Here is a 22543-nt window from a genome sequence, read left to right on the forward strand (position 1 = left end):
CTACGAGAGTCCGCCCATGTACGAGCTGTCCCGGGTTCGCCTCTACTCCATCGGACCGGCCGGTGCGCGCTATGCCGACACCGTGCTGGACCTGCGGGGTGTCGGCGAGCCCGTGCCCGACCCCGCGCCCACCCAGGCGGAGTTCTTCGCGGACGAGCCCGTCGGGCCGCCCCGCCGGCCCGCGCCCGCGGGCGTGCTCTTCCTGGAGAACGGCGGCGGCAAGTCGGTCCTGCTCAAGCTGATCTTCTCGGTGATGCTGCCGGGCCACCGCAACACCCTCGGCGGCGCCAGCTCCGGAGTGCTGCGCAAGTTCCTGCTCGCCGACGACTGCGGGCATGTCGCGCTGGAGTGGCAGCACACGCTGACCGGTGAGTGCGTCGTCGTCGGCAAGGTGAGCGAGTGGCGCGGGCGGCAGGTCTCCAACGACCCGCGCAAGTTCGCCGAGGCCTGGTACTCCTTCCGGCCCGGCCCCGGCCTCAGCCTGGACAACCTCCCGGTCGCCGAGTCCACCGCCGTCCGGCCGTCCGTGGAGGGCGCGTCCGGCGCCCAGGGGCGGCGGCGCACTATGAAGGGCTTCCGGGACGCGATCACCGAGGCGGGCAAGGCGTACCCGCACCTCGAAGTGCACTGGGAGGAGATCCACGACCGCTGGATCGAGCACCTCGGCGACCTGGGCCTGGACCCCGAACTCTTCCGCTACCAGCGGGAGATGAACGCCGACGAGGGCGAGGCCGCCGGCCTCTTCGCGGTCAAGAAGGACTCCGACTTCACCGACCTGCTGCTGCGCGCCGTCACCGACACCCGGGACACCGACGGCCTCGCCGACCTGGTCGGAGGCTTCGGCAACAAACTGGGCCGACGCGCCGAGCTGATCGCCGAACGCGACTTCACGGCCGGCTCCGTGGACCTGCTCGGCAGGATCGTCGAGGCCGCCGAGGCCCGGGGCCGCGCGCGGGACGTCCACACGGCCGCCGAGCGGCGCACCCGGACCCTGGCACGGCGCCTGTCCGCGCGCGGCGTCCAGGAGCGCCTCCGCGCCGGAGACCTGGCACAGCGGGTCACGGCCGCCGCGTACGCCGTCACGCACGCCGAGGGCTCCCGCGGGCGCAGCGCCCTCATCGCCGCCGAACTCGCCTTCCGGCACGCCTCGTTGGCGCTGGCCGGAGCCGAGAAGTCCGCCGCCGCGCAGAAGCGGGAACTGGCCGACGCGCGCACGCTGCACTCCGCCTGGCAGGCCGCCGAAGCCGTGCTGCGCCACCGGGCCGCCGCCGACCGCTCCGCGCGGGTGGCCGCCGCGATCCTCGAGGCCGAGCGGGACGCCGCGCCCGCGCTCGCCGCCCGCGCCAGAGCCGCCGTCGACCTGGTCCGCGCCCTGCACCGCGCCGCCGACGGCGCCGAGGCGCTCGCCAACGAGGAGGAGGAGCGCTCCGCCGGGCTCCAGGAGGTCGGCGAGGCCGCCCACCGGGACGCCACCGCCGCCGCCACCGCGGCGCAGCGCGCCCGCAGCGAGGTCGGACACCTGCGCCAGCGCCTGAGCGAGGTAGAGCAGGAGACCGCCGAGGCCGTGCGCGCGGGCTGGCTCGACGACAGCGCCCCGGACGCCGACCCGGCCCGGGCCGCGCTCGCCGCGAGCGACGCCGAGAAGACCGCCGTCGCCGGCTGGGACACCGCGCGCGAGGCATCGAGGCGCGCCGGCGAGCACGCCCGCGAGGCCGCGTCCGCCGAGTCCCGTGCCGAACTCACGGCGGCCCGCGCGTCCGACGCCGCGACCGCGGCGGAGCGCGCCTACGACGTGGAGCGGCGCACAGCCGAGGGGCTGGCCGCGGAAGAACGCCTCGCGGAGCTGCTGAGCCTGCCGGGCCCCGTCGGCGCGGGGCGCGGCGCGGTGCCGGTGCCCCGGGCGGGCGGGGCACACGACGAGGACGCCGGCGACACGGACCGCACCTCCACCGAGCCGGACACCGGAAAGGCCCGCGGTGCGCGCCCCACCGCCGAAGGTCCCCTCGCCCCCGAGGAGTTGGACCGCTACGCCGACGAGCTTCGGGAACTGCTCGACGACGGGGTCGCCTCCGCCGAACGCCAGCTCTTCGACCTGCGGACCGCCGCGGCCGACGACGCCCGGATCCTCGGCGCGCTCGGTGACGGCGGGCTGCTGCCGCCGGGCCCCGACGTGCTCGCCACCGTCGAGTACCTCGGCGAGCACGGCATCCCCGCACTGCCCGGCTGGCGCTACCTCGCGCAGGCCGTCGACCCCGCCGATCACGCACGGGTACTGGCCGCGCGGCCCGAGCTGGTCGACGGTGTGATCATCACCGACCCGGACACGCACGCCCGGGCCAGGGAGGCACTCGGCGACGCCGCCCTGCTGCCCCGCTCGGCCGTCGCGGTCGGCACGGCCGCCGCGCTGCTCGCCCCCACTCCGGCCCCCGACGCGGCCGACAGCAGCGTCTTCCTCGTACCGCCGAACCCGGCCATGCACGACGAGCACGCCGCCGACGAGGAGCGGCAGGCGCTGCGCGCCCGGGCGGCCGAGCGGGACGAGGAGATCCGGGTGCTCGCGGCCCGGCTCGGAAAGGACCGGGAACTGGCGGCCCGGCTCGCGTCCTGGCGCACCGGCTGCCCGGCCGGCCGGCTCGTCGAGCTGGCCGCAGCAGCCCAGGAGGCGCGCGCGTTCGCCGAGGAGAGCGAGGCCGAGCTGTCCGAGGCGCGCACCCTGCGATCCGAGGCCGACGAGGCCGCGGCCGAGGCGGCCCTCGTGCGCGACGAGCGGCAGGAGGCAGCCCAGCGCGCCCGGCGTGCCGCCGACGCCCTCGCCGGACTCGCCTTCCGGCTGCGGGAACGGGCGGGCTGGCAGGTCAAACTCCGCGAACTCGCCGACGAGGCGGCCGAGTCGGAGGCCCGCGCCCAGGTCTGCCTGGAGCGCGCCCGCGCCGCCGACGAGGACCGCCGCGCCATCCAGCGGGCCGCCGACGACGCCCGCCGCACGGCCCGCGCGCTGCGCGCCGAGCGCGCCGAGATCGCGGGCGCCCCCGACGACGTACCGGACGACGAGCAGGCAGCCGCGAAATCGTCGTTGCCCGCTCTGCGGGAGGCCTACCGGGCCGCCTCGCAGCTGTACGAGAAGGTCGGCGTCGGCGCCGACCTGCGGGCCGAGCAGGCGCGGGCCGAGAGTGACGAGAGCGGCGCGCTCGCGGACCTGGACCGGCTCAGCAACAAGGTGCGCACGCGCGCCGCGCAGCTACTGGAGTCGACGGACGGATCCGACGGGCCGTCCCGGCAGGCCGCGGCCGCCCGCGCCGAGGAGCTGGTCCAGCTCCTGGAGACGCGTATGTCGACCGCGAGCGAGCAGCTCGGACGGCTGCGCGGCGAGGCCGAGCGGCACGCACCGCAGGAGGGCGAGGCGCACACCGAACTGCCGGAGGAGCTGATCCCGCGCGACGGCGAGCACGCGCAGATCCTGCTGCGCACCGCCACCGGTGAACTCGCCTCCCGCACCGAGGCGTTGGCCCAGGCACGCGAGGCACACGCCGAACTGCTCGACGCCCATCGCGCCGCCGAGGACGGCGCCGGAGGGTTCGACGAGACGGCCGCCCTGCTCAGGGACCTGCTGCGCGAGCACGGCGACGACGAGCAGGAAGAGCCCGAGCCCTACCCCGGGGACCTGGAAGAGGCCCGCCGGGCCGCTGCGGAGACCCGCAGATCGCTGCGCGGCTGCGCCGCCGACCTCTCCGCCGCCGAGGCCGCCGTACGCGAGGCGAGCGACATTCTCGTACGGCACGCCAACTCCACCCGATACGAGCAGGTCCGCACCCCCGCCCGCCAGCAGATCCGCGAGCTGCCCGCCTCCGCGCTGCCCGAGCACGCGCAGAAGTGGGCGGATGCCTTCGCACCCCGACTGCGCGTCCTCACCGACGAGTTGGCGCAGCTGGAGCGCAACCGCGACTCGATCGTGGACCGGCTGCGCGGCCTCGTGGAGTCCTCCCTCGCGACCCTGCGCTCCGCGCAGCGGTTGTCCCGGCTGCCGGAAGGGCTCGGCGAATGGTCCGGGCAGGAGTTCCTGCGCATCCGCTTCGAGGAGCCCGACCAGGCCACCCTGGCCGAGCGGCTCGGCGAGGTCGTCGACGAGGCGACCCGCGCGGCGGTGAAGAAGAACTCCGACCTGCGGCGGGACGGCATGACGCTGCTCCTGCGGGGCGTCGCCGCGGCGCTGGAGCCCAAGGGCGTCGCCGTGGAGATCCTCAAGCCGGACGCCGTGCTGCGCGCCGAGCGCGTCCCTGTCGGGCAGATGGGCGACGTGTTCTCGGGCGGCCAGCTGCTCACCGCGGCCATCGCCCTGTACTGCACGATGGCCGCGCTGCGCTCCAACGACCGCGGCAGAAGCGACAAGCACCGGCATGCGGGCACGCTGTTCCTGGACAACCCCATCGGGCGCGCCAACGCGACGTACCTGCTGGAGCTGCAGCGGGCCGTCTCCGACGCGCTGGGCGTCCAACTCCTCTACACCACCGGTCTGTTCGACACGACGGCGCTGGCCGAGTTCCCCCTCGTCATCCGGCTGCGCAACGACGCCGACCTGCGCGCCGGGCTGAAGTACATCAGCGTGGAGGAGCACCTCCGGCCGGGACTGCCTCAGCAGGCCCCGGCCGGGGAGGACGAGTCGGTGCACAGCGAGATCACGGCGACTCGGATGTTCAAGCGCCCGGCGCCCACGACGAGTTGATCAGCTGTCCTCCTTCAGCATGTCCGCGCACTTCTCGCCGATCATCATCGTCGTGATGCACGGGTTGACGGAGATGAGGTCCGGCATCACCGAGCCGTCCGCGACCCGCAGGCCCTCGACCCCCTTGACCCGCAGCCGCGCGTCGAGCGGGGCCGAGGCGTCGTCGTCCGCGCCCATCTTCACGGTGCAGGACGGGTGGTAGACGGTGTTGTGGGTCTTGTGGATGTAGTCGAGCAGCTCGTCGTCGGTCCGCACGTCAGGTCCGGGCGCCAGCTCGGCGCCCGCCCAGCCGCTCAGCGCGGGCTGCTCGGCGATACGGCGGGCCAGCTTCAGGCCGTACGTCATCACACGCACGTCGTGCTCGTGCGTGAAGTAGCGCGGATCGACCCTGGGCTTGTCCCGGTAGTCGAGGGTGCGCAGCCGTACCGTGCCCCGTGACCTGGCGCGGGTCACGTTCGGGGTGAGGCAGAAGGCGTTCTCGGATGTCGGGTAGCCCCAGCGCGCCGTGTTCATGTCGAAGGGCACCGAGCCGTAGTGGAACATCAGGTCGGGCCGGTCCAGGCCCGGTTCGGTGTCGTAGAAGATGCCCGCCTCCCACCACTGGCTGGACGTGGTGGTCATCGGCTGCTTGGCGTCCCACATGATGACGCCCTCGGGGTGGTCCTGGAGGTTCTCGCCGACGCCCGCCGAGTCCACCACCACGTCGACCCCGACCTCACGCAGATGCTCCGCGGGCCCGATGCCCGACAGCATGAGCAGCTTGGGGGTGTCGATGGAGCCGCACGACACGATCACCTCGCGCCGGGCGCGCACGGTCCGGGTGTGGATCAGGTCCGGGTCCAGGTACTCGGCGCCCACGCAGCGTCGGCCTTCGAGGACCAGCTTCTTGGCCCGCACCCCGGTGCGCACCTCCAGGTTGGGGCGCTTGCCGATGATCGGGTGGAGATAGGCGACCGACGAGGACTGCCGGATGTTGTTCTCGTCGGAGTTGATCTGGAACCAGTTGGCGCCGCGCACCACGGTCGTACCGGAGTTGAAGGCCGTCGTCGGGATGCCGGCCTGTGCGCACGCCTCCAACAGGGCGGTGCCGCACGGGTCTTCGCCCTTCAGCGTGCGCAGCTTCACCGGGCCCGTGCGGCCGTGGTGGTCGCCGGGAGCGTCGTTCGACTCCAACCGGCGGTAGAGCGGGAAGAGTTCGGCCGCACTCCAGCCCGTACAGCCCGCTGCCGCCCAGTCGTCCAGGTCCTGGGCGGGTGCCCAGAAGGCGATACAGGAGTTGTGCGAGGAGCAGCCGCCGAGCACCCTGGCGCGGGCGTGCCGCATGAAGCTGTTGCCGCTGGACTGCGGTTCGACCGGGTAGTCCCAGTCGTAGCCGGACTCCAGCAGGCCCATCCAGCGCTCCAGCTTCATCACGTCGTCGTCGCCGACGTCGCTTGGTCCCGCCTCCAGGACGCACACCGTGACGGCGGGGTCCTCGCTGAGCCGGGCCGCGACCACGTTCCCCGCGGTGCCGCCGCCGACCACGACATAGTCGAACTCATCGATGCTCATGGGAAGTTGACCTCCTTGAGTGACGCGTCAGTCGGTCTTTCGCCGGTCCTCAGTCGGCGGCGGGGGCGGCGAGGGGAGTGGCGGCGGCGGGGTCGTGGAGCCGGTGCTCGGCGAGTACGCCGGTCTTGTGGCGCTGGATGAACCAGTAGTAGGCGAAGCCGCCGCCGGCGATCACCGCGACGAACAGGACCGCGCCCCACTTCAGGTACCAGTGGAAGGGGGCGGCGGCGTTGTAGACCTCGGCCCGTGGCCAGATCAGGTTCAGCGTCATGGCCGCGCCCCAGACCACGGCGATGATGTTGACGAGCAGGCCCCAGCGGCCGAGCGAGAACTTCCCGTCCCCGGCGGGCTGCCACCTGCCGCGCAGCCGGGCCACCAGCATCGGTCCGGTCACGCCGAGGTAGGCGAGGTAGATCATGATGATGCCGATGCTGGTGACGACGGTGAAGATCTGCGGCTGGCGGATGTTGACCACGAGGATCGCCACGGCCAGTATGCCGATGATCACCGCGGGCAGCACCGGCGTCTGGAAGCGCGGGCTGACCTTGGCCAGCAGCGAGGAGGCGGGCAGGTTGTTGTCCCGGGACATCGCGAAGGCCAGCCGGATCGCCGCCGTGTGCACGGCCAGCGCGCAGACGGTGACCGCGATCAGCACGCACCACAGCATGGCCTTGCCGGCCGTCGGGCCGAGCACGTCGAGCACGATGTACTGCAGGCCGTCCGTGGACAGCTTCTCGCCCTTGAGGCTGGAGACGCTCATCAGCGCGAACAGCAGCACCAGGCCGCCCAGGATGAACGAGGCGACGATGGCGCGGATGATGGCGCGCGGCGCGTTGCGCGAGGGGTCGAGGGACTCCTCGCCGAGCGAGGCGGCCGTGTCGAAGCCGTACATGACGTACGCGGATGCCAGCGAGGCCACCATGAACGCGCCCAGGTAGCCCGCGGAGTGCCCGGCTCCGGTGCCCTGGGTGTCGGTGACCACCTGGGGGCCTCGTGTGATGTGGACGGCGAACAGCACGATGAGGACGACGGTGGCGACCAGTTCGATGAGGACGCCGGCGCTGTTGATGGTGGCCATCAGCTTCACACCGAAGGCGTTCACCAGGGTCGTGAACAGAATGAGGACCGTGGCCAGGACCACCGCGTTCGTCGCCACGTCGTACTTGCCGGTGCCGTCGCCCACGAACTGGAAGACGGAGGAGATCTGAGGAAGCGTCAGTTGATAGGCGAGGGCCACCGCGGAGATCGACACGATGGACGCGATCAGCATCATCCAGCCGGCCAGCCAGCCGAGGTGCGGATTGCCGATCTTCTTCGACCAGTTGTAGACGGAGCCCGCGACGGGATAGCGGGCGGCCAGCTCCGCGAAGCACAGCGCGACCATGAACTGGCCGACGAAGACCATCGGCCATGACCACCAGTAGGCGGGGCCGCCGCTGCCGTAGCCGAAGTAGAAGAGCTGGAAGGTGCCGGTGAGGATGGAGATGTAGCTGATGCCGGCGGCGAAGGTGTGGAAGTTGCCGAGGGTGCGCTTGAGTTCGGGTTTGTAGCCGAACTCGGCGAGCTCGGTGTCGTCATGACCGTGTTGGCCGGAACCGGATGGTGGTTGTTCGGTTTTCGTCATGAGCGGACTCCTGGTGGGCCTGGAGGAGGGGTGAGGGAGCGGCTCGTGCGGGTGCCGGGATCAAGGGGACGCGTTCGAAGGGGACGTGTTCAAGGGGGAGGCGGGCCAGGACGGCGCGGCTACGCGAACCAGCCCTGCGGGGAGGGGTCGGTGTTGCGCCAGATGTGCTTGGTCTCGCGGTACTCGGCGAGACCCGAGGGCCCGAGCTCGCGGCCGAAGCCGGACTGCTTGAACCCGCCCCACTCGGCCTGCGGCACGTAGGGGTGGTAGTCGTTGATCCACACCGTGCCGAGCCGCAGCCGGGCCGCGACCCGCTGGGCCTTGGCCTCGTCGGTGGTCCAGACGGCGCCCGCGAGGCCGTAGATGGTGCCATTGGCCAGTCGTACGGCCTCGGCCTCGTCGGTGAAGCGCTCGACGGTCAGCACCGGCCCGAAGGACTCGTCCTGGACGACGGTCATCTCGGGCGAGCAGTCGTCAAGGACGGTCGGCAGAAAGTAGAAGCCCTCGTCGAGTCCCTCGGGGCGCTTGCCGCCGCAGCGCAGTACCGCGCCCTCGGCGATGCCACTCTCGACATACGCCTCGACCTTGGCGCGGTGCGCGGCCGAGATCAGCGGGCCGGTCTGCGCCCGCTCGTCGAACGGGCCGCCGAGCCGGATCTCCGAGGCCCGGCGTACCACCTCGTCGACGAACCGGTCGTGCAGCGAGTCCTCGACCAGGAGCCGGGCCCCTGCCGAGCAGACCTGCCCGGAGTGCAGGAACACGGCGGTCAGCGCCATGTCGACGGCCGTCTCGAAGTCGGCGTCGGCGAAGACGATGTTGGGGTTCTTGCCGCCGAGTTCGAGCGCGACCTTCTTCACCGTGCCGGCCGCGGCGGCCATCAGCCCGCGCCCGGTCTGCAGTCCGCCGGTGAAGGAGACGAGGTCGACGTCCGGATGGTCGGCGAGCGGAGCACCGGCTTCCGGTCCCGCCCCCAGGATCAGGTTGGCCACGCCCGCTGGAAGTCCGGCCTCCTCGAGGAGTCGCATCAGATGGATCGCCGTATGCGGGGTCAGCTCGCTCGGCTTGAGGACGAAGGTGTTGCCCGCCGCGAGCGCAGGGGCGACCTTCCAGGCCGTCTGGAGAAGGGGGTAGTTCCAGGGAGTGATCAGCGCGCAGACGCCGACGGGTTCGTACACGACCCGGCTGTCCGCGGCGGCGGAACCCGTCTCGATGATCCGGCCCGGCTCGGTGGCGGCCTGCCGCCCGAAGTAGCGGAAGCAGTTCTCGATGTCATCGATGTCGTACGCGCTTTCGACCAGGCGTTTGCCGGTGTCGAGGGACTCGGCGCGGGCGAGCTCGTCCTTGTCGCGTACGAGGAGGTCGGCGACGCGCAGCAACAGGTCACCGCGCTCGGCTGCCGGCGTCGTAGGCCAGGGGCCCTCGTCGAAGGCACGGCGTGCCGCGGCGATCGCCTCGACGGTGTCCTTGCCGCCCGCCTCGTCGACGACGGCGACCAGCGAGCCGTCGGCGGGACAGTGGATCTCACGGGTGCGCCCGTCGAGCGCGTTCTTCCAGCTGCCGTCGATGTAGAGGGTGGGGACGGCGAGGGCGGGTCTGTCGGTGGTCTCAGCCACGGGGGCCTCCCGGCGAATCGTTTCGTTCAGGCACCGTGGCCTCCCAGCCGCTGGATCAGCCATTCGTGGAAGATCCCGATGTGGTGCTCGGTGGGCACCAGCACACCACCGTTCCGGTACGCGCGCGAGGCCATGGCGGGCTGGGTCCGCTCGCAGGCTTCGAAGTCCTGTGCGTTGACCCGGTGGAAGAGCTCGACCGACTTGGACACGTCGGCGCCGGACCGGACGACCTCCGGCGCGTACAGCCAGTCGCACTCGACCACCGTGCGGTCCTCCGCGAGCGGGAACATGCGGTGCAGGATGACATGGTCGGGGACCAGATTGATGAAGACCGTCGGTTTCACCGTGATCGCGTAGTAGCGGCGGTCCTGGTCGTCCGCCACCGCCGGGAGCCTGCCGAAGCCCTCGCTGCCGTCGACCGTGAACCCCTTGATCTCCTCGCCGAACTCGGCGCCGTGCCCGACGTAGTACTGGGCGGCGTAGCCCTCGGCGAACTCCGGGAGGACATCGGTGAGTTCGGGGTGGATCGTGGCGCAGTGATAGCACTCCATGAAGTTCTCGACGATCAGCTTCCAGTTCGCCTTCACGTCATAGGTGATGCGTTTTCCGAGTGCGAGGTTCTCGGTGCCGTAGTGCTCGATGGCCGCCGCGTCGCCGAGGCGCTCCACGGCCGCGCTCATCACCGCCTCCTCGAAGGAGGGCGGCTCGTCCGCCAGGCACACCCAGGCGTAGCCGAGCCACTCCCGCAGCGCGACCTTGACCAGGCCGTACGCGGTGCGGTCGACGTCGGGCATCTTGACCAGGTTGGGCGCGGCGACCAGCTTGCCGTCGAGGTCGTAGGTCCAGGCGTGGTACGGGCACTGGAGGTTGCGGCGGACCTCGCCGGACTCCTCCGTGCACAATCGGGCCCCGCGGTGGCGGCAGATGTTCAGGAAGGCGCGCAGTTCACCGGTGCGCGAGCGGGTGACCAGGACGGACTCGCGGCCGATCCGGACGGTCCGGAAGGCGCCGGGTTTCGCCAGGTCGGCACCGCGCACCGCACAGAACCACATCGACTCGAAGAGCCGCTCCTGCTCCTGCCGGAAGATCTCCGGGTCGGTGTAGTAGCGGCCGGGAAGGGTGGCGACCAGGCTGGCGGAGAGCTGGGTCGGGGAGAGGGGGGTCGTCGTCACGTGCGTACTCCTCGGGCGGGCGCGGCGGCGAGGCGGTGGGGGTCGAAAACGCCGATCGGGTGAGCGGTGGCGCCGGTCGGGCGGGACGTGCGGTCCGCCGTGGGCCGTACCTCGTGGTCGTACACGGTCCGGTCGACGGTCTGCGGCGTGCCCTGGGCACCGAGGTCGATTTCCTCCGCAGAGCTCACGACCACGTCGTAAGTGGGGGACACGGGTGCCTCCTAGCGGCGGATGCGGGTCATCTTCGGGTCGAAGAGCGGTTCGTCCGCGACGGTCGCGGGGACCTTCTCGCCGAAGTACTCGATGTGCACGCCGGTACCGGTCGGCAGCGTGGGCAGCCAGGCGTAGGCGACGCAATGGCCCAGCGTGTAGCCGTACGAGGCGCTGGTCACGTAGCCGGCCGGGGCGCCGTCGACATACACGGGCTCCTTGCCGAGGACGACGGCGGCGGGGTCGTCGAGGAGGAGCGGGGTGAGCCGGCGGGCCGGGCCGGCGGCCGCGTCGAGTGCCTCGCGACCCACGAACTCCTTGTCCATGCGCACCGCGAAGCCGACGCCCGCCTCGAACGGGTCGTGCTCGTCGGTCATGTCGGTGCCCCAGGCGCGGTAACCCTTCTCCAGGCGCAGGGAGTTGAAGGCGGAGCGCCCGGCCGCGACCACGCCGTGCCGCTGCCCCGCCTCCCACAGGGTGTCCCAGAGCCGCAGACCCAGGTCGGCGCTGGTGTACAACTCCCAGCCCAGCTCGCCGACATAGCTCAACCGCATGGCGGTGACCGGGACATGGCCGAGATACGTCTGCTTCGCGCGGAAGTAGCCGAAGGCCTCGTGCGAGAAGTCGTCGCGGGTCAGCGGCTGGACGAGGTCACGGGCGAGCGGACCCCAGACGCCGATGCAGCAGGTGCCGGAGGTGATGTCCCGGATCTGCACGTCGGCGGGCGCGTGCCGTGTCAACCAGTCGAGGTCCGCGGGGGAGTTGGCGCCGATCTGGAAGCGGTCGGGGCCCAGACGCGCGACGGTCAGGTCGGAGCGGATGCCGCCCGTCTCGTCCAGGAGCAGGGTGTAGGTGACCGCGCCTGGCTTCTTGCGGAGGTTGTTGGTGGTCATGCGGTGCAGGAAGTCGAGGGCGCCGGGGCCGGTGACTTCCAGACGGCGCAGGGGAGTCATGTCGTAGAGCGCGACCTTCTCGCGGGTCGCCCGGGCCTCGGCGGCCGCGATCGGGGACCAGTAGCGGGCCGACCAGGCGTCGCGCTCGGGCAGCGGGCCGAGCGCGTCGACGAGCGGGGCGTTCGCCTCGTACCAGTGCGGCCGCTCCCAGCCGCCGCCCTCCAGGAAGAACGCGCCGAGCTGCTGCTGGCGGGCGTAGAAGGGGCTGACCCGCAGGGGACGCGGCTGCTCCATCGGCTGGAGCGGGTGGAGGACGTCGTACACCTCGACGAACTGCTGTGAACCGCGTTCACGGATGTACGACGGTGAACGCTGCGCGTCCTCAAAACGCGTGAGGTCGCATTCGTGCAGGTCGATGGAGGCGCGCCCGTCAACCATCCATTCGGCGACCGCCTTCGCGACGCCCGCGGAGTGGGTGACCCAGACGGCCTCGGCCAGCCAGAAGCCGCGCAGTGCGCGTGATTCACCCAGCACGGGCATGCCGTCCGGGGTGAAGGAGAAGACGCCGTTGAAGCCCTCCTCGATCTCCGTGTCGCGCAGCGCCGGGAGCAACAGGCGGCAGTCCTGCCAGCTGGGCGCCCAGTCCTCCTCGGTGAAGGGGAAGGAGGAGGGCATCTCCATGTCGTTGGCGCGCGCCTCGTCGTAGCCGAGGATCGCGAACGGGTCGACGGGCAGCGGCTGGTGGGCGTAGCTGCCGATGCCGATGCGGTCGTTGTGCTCGCGGAAGTAGAGGTCGCGGTCCTGGAAGCGGAGGATCGGCTTCTCGGCCTCGGCGGTGGCGCCCGCGAGTTCGGGCAGTGGCTTGGTCTTCGCGTACTGGTGGGCGAGTGGCTGGAGAGGGACGTCGATTCCGGCCATACGGCCGATGACCGGGCCCCAGAAACCGGCCGCCGAGACGACATGGTCGGCCGGGAAGGTGCCCCGGTCGGTGACGACCGCGGTGACCCTCCCGTCCTGCTGTTCGATGCCGGTGACCGTGTGGCGGTCCAGGAAGCGGGCGCCGCGGCTCTCGGCGCGCGTCATCTGGGCGCGGGCCGCGAGCAGGGCGCGGGCCAGGCCGTCGTCCGGGGTGTGGAAGCCGCCGAGGACGGCCGACTCGTCGATGAGCGGCCACAGTTCCTTGCAGCGGGCCGCGCTGACGAGTTCGCCGCGTACGCCCCAGGAGGCCGCGTAACCGGCCTTGCGATGCAGGTCGGCGAGGCGCTCGGGGGTGGTCGCGAGTTCCAGCCCGCCGACCGGGTTGAAGCAGGAAACGCCGTCCACCTGCAGGGAGTTGAACTTCTCCACCGTGTACTGGGCGAAGGCCGTGAGGGTCTTGGACGGGCTGGTCCGGAACACCAGGCCCGGCGCGTGCGAGGTGGAGCCGCCCGGGGCGGGCAGCGGTCCCTGTTCGAGGACGGTGACGTCGGTCCAGCCGCGGGCGGTCAGCTCGTCGGCGAGGGAGCAGCCGACGATCCCGGCGCCGATGACGACGACCTGGGGACCGCGCGGGCGGGTTGCGGGCGTGCTGGACATGCCCCTCCTAGTGGTGGCGGGGATGACGGGGGGTCTGCGGAGCTTGCGAGGCCTGGGTGGCGAAGGTGGCGAGGAGGCGAGATGGCTAGGCGGCGGGGACGTGGGGCCGTTCGGCCGCGATCGTCGTGTCCTGGCCGTGCCCGGTGTGCACGACGGTGTCGCCGGGCAGGGTGAGCAGGCGGTTGCGCAGGGAGGCTTCGATGGTGGGGCGGTCCGAGTAGGAGCGGCCGGTGGCGCCCGGGCCGCCGTGGAAGAGGGTGTCGCCGGTGAAGACGGCGTTCAGGAAGGGGGCGTGGAGCGAGCAACTGCCCCAGGTGTGGCCGGGGTTGTGGATCACCTGGAGTTCGATCCCGGCGACCGCGAGGATCCGGCCGTCGGTGAGCTCGCCGTCCGGCTTGCGGGCGGGGTGGGTGAAGGACCACAGCTCGTTGTCGTCGGGGTGCAGGAGGACGGGGGCGCCGGTCAGGACGGAGAGTTCGGCGGCCGCGCCGACGTGGTCGTCGTGCGCGTGGGTGCAGACGATGGCGGTGACATGGCGGCCCCCGACGGCCTGGTGGATCGTACGGGCGTCGTGGGCGGCGTCGACGATCAGCACCTCTTCGTCGTCGCCGACCAGCCAGACGTTGTTGTCCACGTCGAAGGTGTCTCCGTCGAGACTGAAGGTGCCCGAGGTGACCACGCGTTCGACGCGGGCGGTTCCCCGGGCGGTCACAGGACCACGACCGAGCGCAGCACTTCACCGCGCTGCATCTTCGCGAACGCCTCCTCGACCTGCTCCAGGACGATGGTCTCGCTGACGAAGGCCATGAGGTCCAGCTGCCCGTAGAGGTACTGGTCGATGAGGAACGGGAAGTCGCGGCTCGGCAGGCAGTCGCCGTACCAGGACGACTTGAGCGCGCCGCCGCGGGAGAACAGGTCGATCAGCGGGATCTCGACCTTCATCTCCGGGTCGGGGACGCCGACCTGGACCAGGATGCCGGCGTGGTCGCGCATGTAGAACGCCTGCTTGTACGTCTCCGGGCGGCCGACCGCGTCGATGGCGATGTCCACTCCGAAGCCGTCGGTGAGTGCCCGTACGGCCTCGACGGGGTCCGTACCGCGGGAGTTGACGGTGTGGGTCGCGCCGAACCTCTCCGCCTGGTCGAGCTTCTTGTCGTCGATGTCGACGGCGATGACCTTCATGGCGCCGTTCAGGCAGGCGCCCGCGATGGCCGCGTTGCCGACACCGCCGCAGCCGATGACGGCGACCGTGTCTCCGCGGCCGACCTTGCCGGTGTTGACCGCGGCACCGTATCCGGCCATCACGCCGCAGCCGATGAGGCCGGCGGCCTCCGGGCGGGCGGCGGGGTCGATCTTCACCGCCTGTCCGGCCGCGACCAGGGTCTTCTCGGCGAAGGCGCCGATGCCCAGGGCGTTGCTGAGCGGGGTGCCGTCGAGCAGCGTCATCGGCTGGGTGGCATTGCGGGAGTCGAAGCAGTACCAGGGCCGGCCGCGGCGACAGGAGCGACAGGAGCCGCAGGGGGCGCGCCAGGCGAGGACGACGTAGTCGCCGGGGACGAGGTCGGTGACGCCGTCGCCGACCGCCTCGATCGTGCCGGCCGCCTCATGGCCCAGCAGGAAGGGGAAGTCGTCGGTGATCGCGCCTTCCCGGTAGTGCAGATCCGTGTGGCAGACCCCGCAGGCCTGCACGTTGACGAGCACCTCGCCCGGCCCGGGATCGGGAACCACGATCGTCTGCACCTCGACGGGTGCGCCCTTTTTGACGGCGACTACGGCACGGACCTCGTGTGGCACGACCGGGCTCCTCTGCTGTTGCGCAGTGCACGATGGGTTGCGTGATGAGAGACATATTGAGAACGGCATCAAGCTGCCGTCAAGAGGTTCGAGTTAACCCTTGGCAAAAGGAACGGGCGGTACGAAACCCGGTCGACACACAGAAGCGCGGGACCAGGAGATTCCTGGCCCCGCGGTGCGTTGCGTGGTCCTTGCGAGATTCCGTGCGGTTCCGCCGTGAAGTGCGGCGCGCGTTACGGGGCGGCTTCTTCCGGGGCTGCCGCGGTCCGTCAGAAGCCGTAGCCCATACGGCGTGAGAGGTCGGCCGCGGCGGCGACCGTCCGCTTCGCCAGCTCGGGCAGCCGGTCCGCGCCCAGCCGGTACACGGGCCCGGAGACGCTGATCGCCGCGATGACCTTGCCGTCGTGGGCGCGCACCGGGGCCGCGACGGCGGCGAGGCCCAGCTCCAGCTCCTCCAGGGTGACCCCGTAGCCCTGCTCGATCACGGCCTCCAGTTCGTTGCGCAGCACCGAGGTACCGGTGATCGTGCGTTCCGTGAAGCGTGGCAGGGAGCGGGCGAGCAGGCCCTCGCGCAGGGTGGGCGGCATGTGGGCGAGCAGCACCTTTCCGCTGGAGGTGGCGTGCAGCGGGGTGCGTCTGCCCAGCCAGTTCTGCGCGGTGACGGACGCGGTGCCGCGGGCCTGCATGATGTTGACGGCCGCGTCGTCGTCCAGGACCGCGATGTTGACCGTCTCGCCCAGCTCGTCCGCGAGTTCGCGGCAGACGGGCACGCCCTCCTGCGAGATGTCCAGGCGCACTGCGGCCGCCCCCGCGAGGCGCAGTACGGCAGCGCCCAGGTAGTACTTCCCGCGGTCCTTGGCCTGGGCCACCAAGCCGCGGTTCTCCAGGACGCCGAGCAGGCGGAACGCGGTCGACTTGTGGACGTCCAGCTCCTCGGCGATCTCGGTCACGCCCACCTCGCCGTGCCGCGCGAGGATCTCCAGCACGCTCACCGCGCGGTCCACCGACTGGACGGCGCTGGTCGTGCCCCTGCCCTGCTGCTTGTCCGGACTCTCCTCGCCGCGGTCAGGATGCTTCTGCGTGCGGGTCATGACTCAACTCTCACCACCTTGCGGCCCGGTTTGGGCCGCATCTGCGGGAAGCCCTTGACGTGGCGGGACCCCCGCGCGGATTCTGTTGCGCATAGCGCTCCCTCGTGCGCCATACGAAACATCATGTTACCGAAGCGTCCGCAACCGCAAAGGGTTCGGACAGCCTGGACCTGAAAGGTCCCGGACATCGTGTCCCGGACCGAGAGGGGGGCCCGTGATTCCCGTCTGCCGCCTTGAAGACCTCCCCGAGGGCGAATCCGTCAGAGTCGACACCACGCCGCCCGTCGCCGTGTTCAACGCCGACGGCGAGTTCTACGCCATCGACGACACCTGCACCCACCAGGACGCCTCCCTGTCGGAGGGCTGGCTGGAGGGCTGTCTGGTCGAATGCCCGCTGCACGCCGCATCATTCGATCTCCGCACGGGACAGCCGACGTGTCTGCCCGCACGCCGCCCCGTCCGCACCCACCGCGTCACCGTCGACGACGGCATCATCCACGTCCACCTGGCCGCGGAGGAGGACACCGCCGCATGACGAACGAGACCGGGGCCGACCAGGCCGAGGCCGGTACGACCTGGGCCCGAGGGGCCGGCTTCCACGGGTCCGAGGTTCCAGGAGCCGGAGTCCCGGGAGCCGGAGTCCGTGAGGCCCGTACTGCGGCCGGGGACACAGGGGAGTGCCCATGAGGACCGTCACCGTCGTCGGAGCCTCTCTCTCCGGGCTGTACGCGGCCCGCGAACTGCGGGCCCAGGGCTTCGACGGGCGGCTGGTGATCGTCGGCGACGAACCCCACCGCCCCTACGACCGCCCGCCGTTGTCCAAGGACTTCCTCACCGGCCGGGCCGACGAGGACCGGCTCGCCCTCACCGACGCGGAAGAGAGCGCCGAACTCGACGCCGAGTGGCTCCTCGGCGTCCGTGCCCGCGGACTCGACGCACGTGGCCGCACCGTCCTCCTCGACGACGGCCGCACCGTCTCCACGGACGGCGTGGTCATCGCGACCGGCGCCTCGGCCCGCCGCCTCCCCGGCGACGACCTCGTCGGAGTACACACACTGCGCACCCTCGACGACGCCCGAGCCCTGCGCGCGGAACTCACGCGAGGCACATGCCGAGTCGTCGTCATCGGCGGCGGCTTCATCGGCGCCGAGACCGCGTCCTCGTGCGCCGCCCTCGGCCACGAGGTGACCGTCGTCGAGGCCGCTGCACTGCCGCTCGTGCCCCAACTCGGCTCCGACATGGCCGCCGTGTGCGCCGCACTGCACCGCCGAAGCGGCACCGACCTCGTCACCGGCACCGGCGTCGCCGGGCTGCGGGGAAGGAGCGTCGCCGGGACCGACGGCCGCCGCGCCGTGAGCGGCGTGGAGCTTGCCGACGGCCGGACCCTTCCCGCCGATGTCGTGATCGTCGGCATCGGCGCCACCCCCAACACCGGCTGGCTCGCCGGTTCGACGCTCGCCCTGCACGACGGCGTGCTGTGCGACGACGGCTGCGTGACCGGACTGCCGCAAGTGGTCGCCGTGGGCGATGTCGCCCGCGTCGCCGGTTCCCGCGCCGAGCACTGGACCTCCGCGACCGAGCAGCCCCGCGTCGCCGTACGCAACCTGCTCGCCGCGCGAACCGTCGAGACCGTGCGGTCGACGCCCTACTTCTGGTCCGACCAGTACGGTGCGCGGATCCAGTTCGCGGGCCGGCGCCACGCCACCGACACCGTCCGCATCGCCGAGGGCACGCTCGTGGACGGTGCGCCCGCCGAGGGTGGCCTCCTCGCCCTGTACGAACGCGGGGGCCGCACGACCGCCGTCCTCTCCGTCGACCGCCCCCGCCTGTTCATGCGGGCGCGTCGCGAACTCGCCCGCAGCGCAGGCCCGGTGGAGCCGGCGCCTCTGTGACGCCCGAACTACGGGCGGGCGCGCCTACGGGCGAGCGGGCCTACGAGTGCGACAACTGCCCCGCCCCGCCCCTGCGGCGTATTCGCTCCTGCGCCCGTGCAGCCGTGCGGGCCTGGCGTCGGGCCTTGCGCCGCTCGCGCCGCAGGGCCCGTGCGGTGCTGTTCGGGGCCGACACCACACCGTTGCGCTGGTTCCACACCTGTCGGGTCACCCACACGTCGAGCGCGCCCCAGGTGGCGACGATCGTGCTCGCCACGCTGCTCAGCACCATGGGGAAAGCCAGCCAGGATCCGGCCAGCGTGGACAGGAAGGCCACCATCGCCTGGATCAGCGTCACGCTGATGAGCAGTACCGCGCGCACCGCCGCCGTACGCACCGGATCGGGCAGTCGCCGTCTGCGCGCGGGTTCCTCGATCCACAACGGGCGGTAGTACGCCTGCTCTTCCTGCTCCTGAGCCGCGGCGATCCGCACGTCCGAGCGAGCGCGCTCGCGCGCCGACGTCGAATGCCCGTCCGTGTCCTCGCGTCCGCTCCCCGGAATGTCGCGATCCGGTGCCTGAACGGCCCGCCGCTCCGTCACGGGCGCCGCGACACCGATCTCGGGCGCCTCGCTCCGCTCTGCCGTGCCCATCAACTCGTCACTCCCCACCGCCCAGCAGACACCTTGCACCGGTGTCACGAGACACCGCTCCCCAGTGGCTGCCCGGCTTGCGCTGTTTTACGCCGCCTGGACGCGGCATGCGGCGCCTGTGGCCGATTCCGCCCCCAATTCCCTTACAGAAAGACGAACGACGTACCCCGAAGATTCCCACTGAACGAAGAAATCCGGCCAACTGACCATGTTCGTCACCGGACACGATCCAGGCCCAAGTGCCGCACCGGAGGCGGCAATCTCCCCCAATGAACGGACAACTCCCCATGTCTCGTTCCCCGGCCACCAAGAGTGCGTTCGGACGGGCCTTCGAGTTACCTGTGTGTCGGTAGTAGGCTCACGCCGTTTGTTGACGCACATGTGTACCCCCCGGGCCGGAGGGGGTCGAGCTGGGGGAGGCCATGCGCTTTCGCGGGAAGTCCATCCGCCGGAAGATCGTGGCGCTGCTCCTCGTGCCGCTGGTGTCCCTGACCGCGATCTGGGGTTTCGCCACGATCATCACCGGGCGTGAGGCAAGTCAGCTGTTCAACGTCTCGGACGTTGTGGAGAAGGTCGGCTATCCGACCGAGGACGCCGTCCGCGTCCTGCAGACCGAACGCCGCCAGACCCTCGTCTATCTCGCCGACCCGCGCGCCTCCGACGCCCTCACGGCTCTCAAGCGCAGCAGGGCCGCCACCGACAAGGCCGTGGCCAAGGTGCGCCGGAACGCCCGGAACGACGAAGTACGCGACGACATGAGCCCGGGCACCGCGCAACGCCTCGCCTCCATTCTCGACGCCCTTGAGGGAATCGCATCGCTGCGCCACAGCGTCGAGGAGGGCACCGTCGACCGGTCCCAGGCCCTCAACCAGTACAACCGCCTCATCGACCCCTGTTATGTCCTGATGGCCAACCTCCATGTGCTCGACAACGTGGAGATGGACAAGCAGGGCCGCGCGCTCGTCAACGTCGCCCGCGCCCGCGAACTGCTCTCGCGGGAGGACGCCCTCCTAGGCTCCGCCCTCGTCGCCGGACACCTCACCCGCGACGAGATCCGCGACACGTCCGACCTCGTGGCCCAGCGCACCCTCCTGTACGACATCAGCCTTCCGCTGCTGCCCGCCGCCGACCGCGAGCGCTACCAGAGCTATTGGAAGAACGCCGACACGGCGCCTCTGCGCGTCGCCGAACAGGCCATCGCCCTCTCCCCGGCAGGCTCGCCCAGCGGGGTCACCGCCAAGAGCTGGGACGGCGTGGCGGGACACGTCCTGGGCCAGCTCAGCAAGCTCGACGACCAGGCGGGCGACCGCTACCAGGACCGGGTCCGGCCCGTGGCCATGGGCATCATCGTCAAGGCAGCCGTCGCGGGCATCCTCGGACTCATCGCCCTGCTGGTCTCGCTCTTCATGTCCGTACGCGTCGGCCGCAGCCTCATTCGCGACCTGCGCCGACTCCGGCTGGAGGCCCACGAGGCGTCCGGGATCCGACTTCCCAGCGTCATGCGCCGCCTCTCCGCCGGCGAACAGGTCGACATCGAGACCGAAGTGCCGCGCCTGGAGTTCGACAAGAACGAGATCGGCGAGGTCGGCCAGGCGCTCAACACCCTTCAACGCGCGGCCGTCGAGGCCGCCGTCAAGCAGTCCGAGCTGCGCGACGGCGTCTCCGAGGTCTTCGTCAACCTCGCCCGCCGCAGTCAGGTCCTGCTCCACAAGCAGCTCACCCTGCTCGACACCATGGAGCGCAGAACCGAGGACACCGACGAACTCGCCGACCTGTTCCGCCTCGACCACCTGACCACGCGCATGCGCCGCCACGCCGAGGGCCTGGTCATCCTCTCCGGGGCCGCTCCCTCCCGGCAGTGGCGCAAGCCCGTCCAGCTCATGGACGTCGTCCGCGCCGCCGTCGCCGAGGTCGAGGACTACGAACGCATCGAGGTACGCCGTCTTCCGCGCGTCGCCGTCACCGGCCCCGCGGTCGCCGACCTCACCCACCTGGTGGCCGAACTCCTGGAGAACGCCACGGTGTTCTCGCCGCCGCACACGGCCGTGCAGGTTCTCGGCGAGCGCGTCGCCAACGGCTTCACCCTGGAGATCCACGACCGCGGCCTCGGCATGGCCGCCGAAGCACTCCTCGACGCCAACCTGCGCCTCGCCGAGACACCCGAGTTCGAACTGTCCGACACCGACCGCCTCGGCCTCTTCGTGGTCAGCCGGCTCGCCGAGCGCCAGAACGTCCGTGTCTCCCTCCAGCCCTCTCCGTACGGCGGCACCACCGCCGTCGTCCTCATCCCGGACACCCTCCTCACCGACGACGTCCCGGACACCAACGGTGTCGGCTTCCGCCTCGACCGTGCGCTGCCCTCGAAGGAGAGCGGCAGCGAGGAGGAGCGCAAGGCGGCACTCTCCCAGGTACCGGTGCAACTCCCGGGTCTGCCCGCCTCGATTCTGGACGGGCCGGTCGAACTGGAGGCGCCCGTCGACCTGGACGCCCTCACCGACTTCCCCGGCGCGCTCGGAGACGACGACAGCGAACGCGGCGGTCTGTTCCGTCCGCGCCGCTCCCTCGCCGGCGTCGCGGGCGAACAGCACCAGCAGGCCCGCGACAACCGGGGCGAACCCGCACGCCCCGGCGACGAGGACCACCCCGGCGGCCCCGTCCCGCTGCCGCGGCGCCGGACCCCCAAGCTCGTCAGCTCGCACGGGCGTCCCGTGACCGAGTCGAGGACCCGGCGTGGCGTGCCGGACGAGGAGCAGCCCGCGCAGAACCGGGAACCGATGGGCGGCCTGGAGCCGGTGGACCGGGGCGTGACCGACCGGGCCATCGGGGAACTCGACGCGGCCAAGCCGTCGGCGAATCGCCGCGAGGCGCGCGCCGAGACACCCGCGCGTCGCAGCGGCGATCGCCCTGCGGGCTCGGCGCGCCAGGGCGTCGAGAACGCCGAGGCACTCGGTCTCCGCCAGAGCCCCGCCCTGCCTCAGCGCACCCGTCGCCCCGCCTCCGCGTCGGGCGCCGAAGGCACCTCCGCGCGAGCAGGCGGCACCACCCCGCGCTCCGACGCAGCGACGGACGGGGCAGAATCGGGCGCGGGTCTGCTGCCCCGCCGCGTCCGACAGGCCAATCTGGCCCCGCAGTTGAAGAAAGGGCCCGCGCGACAGACCGAGCGCGGCAAGGACCAGGGCGGGACCGACCCCGCCGACCGCGACGCCGACGAGGTGCGCAGCCGGATGGCCTCGCTCCAGCGGGGCTGGCAGCGCGGCCGCGACGAGAACGCCGCGGGCGACGAGGCCCAGGACGGCACAGCACGACGAAACACAGAGGGGGACGGTCGATGACCGCACCGAAGGCCGCAGGGCCCACCACGACCAGCACGGCGACCGGGGAGCTCAACTGGCTCCTGGACGACCTGGTGGACCGCGTCGCCAGCATCCGCAAGGCGATCGTGCTCTCCGGCGACGGCCTTCCCACCGGCGTCTCCAAGGACCTGACGCGGGAGGACAGCGAGCACCTGGCTGCCGTCGCCTCCGGATTCCACAGTCTCGCCAAAGGCGTCGGCCGCCACTTCGAGGCGGGCAGCGTCCGGCAGACCGTCGTCGAGCTCGACGACGCCTTCCTGTTCGTGACGGCTGCAGGCGATGGCAGCTGCCTCGCCGTGCTGTCGGACGCCGACTCGGACGTCGGGCAGGTCGCTTACGAGATGACGCTCCTGGTGAAGCGAGTAGGCGTACATCTGTCCGCCGCTCCGCGCACCGATCTGTCCTCGGGCGGGTAGTGGGATGA

The 22543-nt window shown here is 71.5% G+C and carries 15 protein-coding genes; 5 read left to right on the plus strand and 10 right to left on the minus strand.

What is annotated here, in order from left to right:
• Window positions 1-16: 16 nt before the first annotated feature.
• Window positions 17-4720 (plus strand): hypothetical protein, encoded by a 4704-nt coding sequence (locus tag ACN6LB_RS14050; RefSeq protein ID WP_445026078.1) that lies wholly within the window; start codon window positions 17-19, stop codon window positions 4718-4720.
• On the opposite strand, the gene ACN6LB_RS14055 is transcribed toward ACN6LB_RS14050, so the two are convergent.
• The 9 genes from ACN6LB_RS14055 to ACN6LB_RS14095 all read right to left on the minus strand — a co-directional run bounded on the left by ACN6LB_RS14055 (window position 4721) and on the right by ACN6LB_RS14095 (window position 16243).
• Window positions 4721-6271: a GMC family oxidoreductase gene (locus ACN6LB_RS14055; RefSeq protein ID WP_445026079.1), complete on the minus strand. Its 1551-nt coding sequence runs from the start codon at window positions 6269-6271 to the stop codon at window positions 4721-4723.
• 49 nt (window positions 6272-6320) lie between these two features.
• Window positions 6321-7895 (minus strand): APC family permease, encoded by a 1575-nt coding sequence (locus tag ACN6LB_RS14060; protein ID WP_445026080.1) that lies wholly within the window; start codon window positions 7893-7895, stop codon window positions 6321-6323.
• Between the two features lie 119 nt (window positions 7896-8014).
• Window positions 8015-9571, minus strand: coding sequence for an aldehyde dehydrogenase family protein (locus tag ACN6LB_RS14065; RefSeq protein WP_445026081.1), 1557 nt, complete (start codon window positions 9569-9571; stop codon window positions 8015-8017).
• Complete coding sequence (locus tag ACN6LB_RS14070) at window positions 9535-10680, minus strand: aromatic ring-hydroxylating oxygenase subunit alpha (protein WP_445026082.1); 1146 nt, start codon at window positions 10678-10680, stop codon at window positions 9535-9537. Before ACN6LB_RS14070 ends, ACN6LB_RS14065 begins: the two co-directional genes overlap by 37 nt.
• Window positions 10677-10892, minus strand: a complete 216-nt coding sequence (locus tag ACN6LB_RS14075; RefSeq protein WP_445026083.1) for a hypothetical protein — start codon at window positions 10890-10892, stop codon at window positions 10677-10679. The genes ACN6LB_RS14070 and ACN6LB_RS14075 overlap by 4 nt, the downstream gene beginning before the upstream one ends.
• Before the next feature lie 9 nt (window positions 10893-10901).
• Window positions 10902-13358: a GcvT family protein gene (locus tag ACN6LB_RS14080; protein WP_445026084.1), complete on the minus strand. Its 2457-nt coding sequence runs from the start codon at window positions 13356-13358 to the stop codon at window positions 10902-10904.
• Window positions 13359-13443: 85 nt separating this feature from the next.
• On the minus strand, window positions 13444-14070 hold the full coding sequence (locus ACN6LB_RS14085; RefSeq protein WP_445026085.1) for an MBL fold metallo-hydrolase: 627 nt from the start codon (window positions 14068-14070) through the stop codon (window positions 13444-13446).
• Window positions 14067-15152: an S-(hydroxymethyl)mycothiol dehydrogenase gene (locus tag ACN6LB_RS14090; RefSeq protein ID WP_356140327.1), complete on the minus strand. Its 1086-nt coding sequence runs from the start codon at window positions 15150-15152 to the stop codon at window positions 14067-14069. The genes ACN6LB_RS14085 and ACN6LB_RS14090 overlap by 4 nt, the downstream gene beginning before the upstream one ends.
• A gap of 269 nt (window positions 15153-15421) precedes the next feature.
• Window positions 15422-16243, minus strand: a complete 822-nt coding sequence (locus tag ACN6LB_RS14095; RefSeq protein WP_445026086.1) for an IclR family transcriptional regulator — start codon at window positions 16241-16243, stop codon at window positions 15422-15424.
• 214 nt (window positions 16244-16457) lie between these two features.
• On the opposite strand from ACN6LB_RS14095, the gene ACN6LB_RS14100 reads away from it, so the two are divergent.
• Window positions 16458-16778: a bifunctional 3-phenylpropionate/cinnamic acid dioxygenase ferredoxin subunit gene (locus ACN6LB_RS14100; RefSeq protein ID WP_356140325.1), complete on the plus strand. Its 321-nt coding sequence runs from the start codon at window positions 16458-16460 to the stop codon at window positions 16776-16778.
• Window positions 16779-16926: 148 nt separating this feature from the next.
• The gene (locus ACN6LB_RS14105) at window positions 16927-18135 is read left to right on the plus strand and encodes an NAD(P)/FAD-dependent oxidoreductase (RefSeq protein ID WP_445026087.1); all 1209 of its coding nucleotides are present in this window, start codon (window positions 16927-16929) and stop codon (window positions 18133-18135) included.
• Between the two features lie 40 nt (window positions 18136-18175).
• Here the strand turns inward: ACN6LB_RS14105 and ACN6LB_RS14110 are convergent, their stop codons facing one another.
• Window positions 18176-18766, minus strand: a complete 591-nt coding sequence (locus ACN6LB_RS14110) for a hypothetical protein (RefSeq protein ID WP_445026104.1) — start codon at window positions 18764-18766, stop codon at window positions 18176-18178.
• Between the two features lie 422 nt (window positions 18767-19188).
• Between ACN6LB_RS14110 and ACN6LB_RS14115 the strand changes: the two genes are divergently transcribed.
• Together ACN6LB_RS14115 and ACN6LB_RS14120 are read left to right on the plus strand one after the other, a co-directional pair.
• On the plus strand, window positions 19189-22098 hold the full coding sequence (locus tag ACN6LB_RS14115) for a nitrate- and nitrite sensing domain-containing protein (RefSeq protein WP_445026088.1): 2910 nt from the start codon (window positions 19189-19191) through the stop codon (window positions 22096-22098).
• Window positions 22095-22535, plus strand: a complete 441-nt coding sequence (locus ACN6LB_RS14120; protein WP_445026089.1) for a roadblock/LC7 domain-containing protein — start codon at window positions 22095-22097, stop codon at window positions 22533-22535. The genes ACN6LB_RS14115 and ACN6LB_RS14120 overlap by 4 nt, the downstream gene beginning before the upstream one ends.
• The last annotated feature ends 8 nt before the right edge of the window (window positions 22536-22543 follow it).

This window comes from Streptomyces sp. SAS_270 (genome assembly GCF_052543295.1).